This is a genomic window from uncultured Methanobrevibacter sp., from assembly GCF_902771435.1.
Lineage (GTDB): Archaea > Methanobacteriota > Methanobacteria > Methanobacteriales > Methanobacteriaceae > Methanocatella.
Window position 1 is genome coordinate 1 of the sequence record NZ_CACXXB010000078.1, and the last position, 3,384, is coordinate 3,384.

Genomic DNA, 3,384 nt, shown 5'->3' on the forward strand with positions numbered 1-3,384 from the left:
GGAGAATATTTTTTGGAATTGAGTTCAATGTTAATGCTCTCACCAACAACAGGATTGCCGTTAGTGTCCATTAATGTAACTGTAAATTTCTGATTGGAATTTGGATAAGTGCTTAAATCTGAAACAGTCAATGTGGTATTAGTTGGAGTTCCAGGTAAGTCTGCATCATTGACATTGAAAGATTTGGATACCTTATTGTCAAAATTAGCACCGTTGGTCGGGACAACTGCAGTTATGACATTGCCGCTTTGGGCAAATTCATCCTGATAGAATCTTACGGTTGCAGTTCCGTTAACCATCATTACTGTCCTGTAGACATCTCCCTCATCAGGCTTTACATGTTTAGTGGCCTTGTTTAGGTAGAATGTTACCGGAACGGAACTTAAGTCCTTAGCAATGTTTCCGTTTTCATCAACAATGGAAATGGAGTATTTTCCCTTTTTTACCTGGGTTATTTCGCTTAACTGGAGTTCATAATTTCCACTCAATGACCATTGCCTGCCTCCTTCATAGGTATAAAATATTACAGGACAGTTTACATTTTTATTTATCTCAAACACATATCTCAAAAAGACTGCACCCTTATTTTCTGTGTAATCCCCTTTGCCGTCACCGACATATTTGAAAACATCATTTACAGAATCATAAGAGTAGTCCCCTTTATTTTTGCCCTTATAATCATAGGTAATGCGGTAAACAGGCCTTTCATCCTGTGCTCCTTCAAGACCTACCATGTAGTTATTGTCGATTATTTCCAAATCACGATAACCGATTTTTTTAACCATATCCACAATGTTTCTAACACGATAGTCATTTAAAACCTCATATACCTTATTCTGATTGAAGAAATTACCTTTAATCTCTATTTTGGTAATGTTGCAGTTTACATAAACACCGTGAGTGTTATGGGCAATATAATTGCTTAAAATGTATATTCCATTAGATGAAGTCAGATTAACGCCGACACCGTTGCTGGTGATGTTATTGCTGATTATATTTGTATTCTTGCTTGATCCTGAAACTGAAACTCCTGCAATTTTATGGTTCTTGATATCTGAATCCCTAACAGTGACATCTCTGGAATTTTTAATATTTATTCCATAAACTGCATCAGCAATGACTGAATTTTCAATAGTGATGCCCTTTGCATTTTCAAGCCTAATTGCATCACCGACACCATTGTTTGAAAATGTGCAGTTTCTTATAATCACATTTGAAGCACCATCAATGAGAATGCTGTATCCCTGATTGTCAAATAACATTCCATTGTCATTGTTGAAGTTGAAACCCTCAATAACTGTGCCGCTAGCCTTTGAAGTCAGGTAAAATATTCCCTGATGGCCTGAATCGGCAGAACCCTGATTGGAACAGTGACTGAAAGAGGTTCCGACTTCACTTTTTATTGTCAGTTTTTTATCAATCACCCTATGGACATGTTCATAGTAATTCCCATTGATAATGATTGTATCTCCATCATTGGCATCATCAAATGCCTTTTTGATTGTTTTATCGTTCATTTCATTGTGATTCTCGCCCACAGCATCAACAGGGATTGTTTTAGAAGCCGATAAAGTATCCTCGTCAGTTGAAGCTGTCAGCATATTTTCGTCAACAGATTGCAACATATCGCCAGATGCATCTGAAGTTAAATTTAAGTTATTATCCTGTATAGCTGAAACAGAGCCTACAAACATCATTGCAGCCAATAACAAAGATAATATAATTAAGATTTTCTTTAATTTCATATTTTTCCCACAGTTTTAATTTTATAACAATTGACATATTTTGTCAATATATACATATTTACTATCAATATATTTAATATATTACTATTTATTTGCGAAAAACTACTTAAATTTTAATATATTTATTTTATGAAATGAAGTAAAATACATATAGATATAAAGATAAAATTCAAATTATTCAAAGAATGGGGGATTAAACATAAAATACAAAATCGCATTAATATGCAGCATAATCATATTGTTTTTAAGCATATCCTGTGTGAATGCAGTGGAAATGAATAAAAGTTCCGATAATTTAATTTCACAGAATTATAAAGAAATTTTAACTGAAAAAAATGATATTGGAGATTTTTCACAGATTTCAAGTGAAATAAATAAATCCCATGAATCAAAACAGGTATATCTAACTAAAGATTATGCATTCAATTCAAATGGAGATACAGACTATACCAAAGGAATACCGATAGATATTGACGGTTTAACCATTGACGGACAGGGACATACCATAAACGCCAATCATAAAACCAGAATTTTCAATATACAGTCAAATAATGTAGTATTAAAGAATATGAACATCATTAATGGAAAAATTCAGGAAAACGGCGGAGCGATACATTGGAGCGGATCCGACGGAACATTAATTAACTGCCAAGTGAAAAACAGCGCCACACCAAATATCGGTGGAGGAATCTTCTTTGAAAACAATGGAAAAGTCATAAATTCAAATTTTGAAAATAACAGCGCTTATTTTGGCGGTGGACTAAATTTTGAAAATGAAGGAACCGTAATCAATTCAACCCTAAAAGACAATTATGCAACACTGCTCGGAGGAGGAATATACTTCGTTGAAAAAGGAACCGTCCTAAATTCCACATTTACCCATAATGAAGGCGGAGACGGCGGAGGAATATACTTTTTCAAAACAGGACTTGTCGAAAACACAAAATTCGATAAAAACATAGCAATCGGATACGGAGGAGGAATAACTGCCGATGCAAATCTTATTGTGAAAAACTCCAAGTTCACTGACAATACCGGAATGTTTGCAGCGGCAATATTCTTTAAAGGAAACGGCAACGTTGAAAATTCAATTTTTAAAAATAATTTTGCTAACCGTGAAAGCGGATGCCTATACTTTATGCAAGAAGGAACCGTGGAAAATTCCACATTCACAAACAACTCAGCCTCATGGGCGGGAGCAATTCTCTTTGACAAGGAAGGAATAATAAAATCATCCACATTCAAATTAAACAATGCAAATACAGACGGCGGCGCAGTATATTTCAATGCAAAAGGAAATGTTGAAGATTCCGTTTTTGCTCAAAACACTGCAAATTCCGGTGGCGCAATCTATGCCAAATATGAGGAATTGAGTGTCAACAACAGTCAGTTCAGCAATAACCTCGCCAAATCAAAGGGAAATTCATTATATATGACTTCACAAAAAATAAGCCTGGAAAATTTATCCTTTGATAAGAAAACAACCTATGAGAATGAAATTTACATTAACAGTCCAACAACATATATCAACAAAATATTATTTAAAAATGAAGAGAAAACAACCAAAATCAAAACAGCAATAACTGCAAAATCACAAACTTTCAAGGCAAAGGCAAAAACCAAAAAAATAACAATAACA

The 3,384-nt window shown here is 34.2% G+C and carries 1 protein-coding gene and 1 pseudogene; one reads left to right on the forward strand and one right to left on the reverse strand.

The window, feature by feature from the left end:
- Positions 1-1,745: nitrous oxide reductase family maturation protein NosD (locus QZU83_RS10450; protein WP_295611927.1), on the reverse strand; the 1,745-nt coding region annotated here is incomplete at its 3' end.
- 274 nt (positions 1,746-2,019) lie between these two features.
- Here QZU83_RS10450 and QZU83_RS10455 point away from each other — a divergent pair.
- Positions 2,020-3,384 (forward strand): annotated as a pseudogene (locus QZU83_RS10455) (hypothetical protein); the annotation flags it as partial.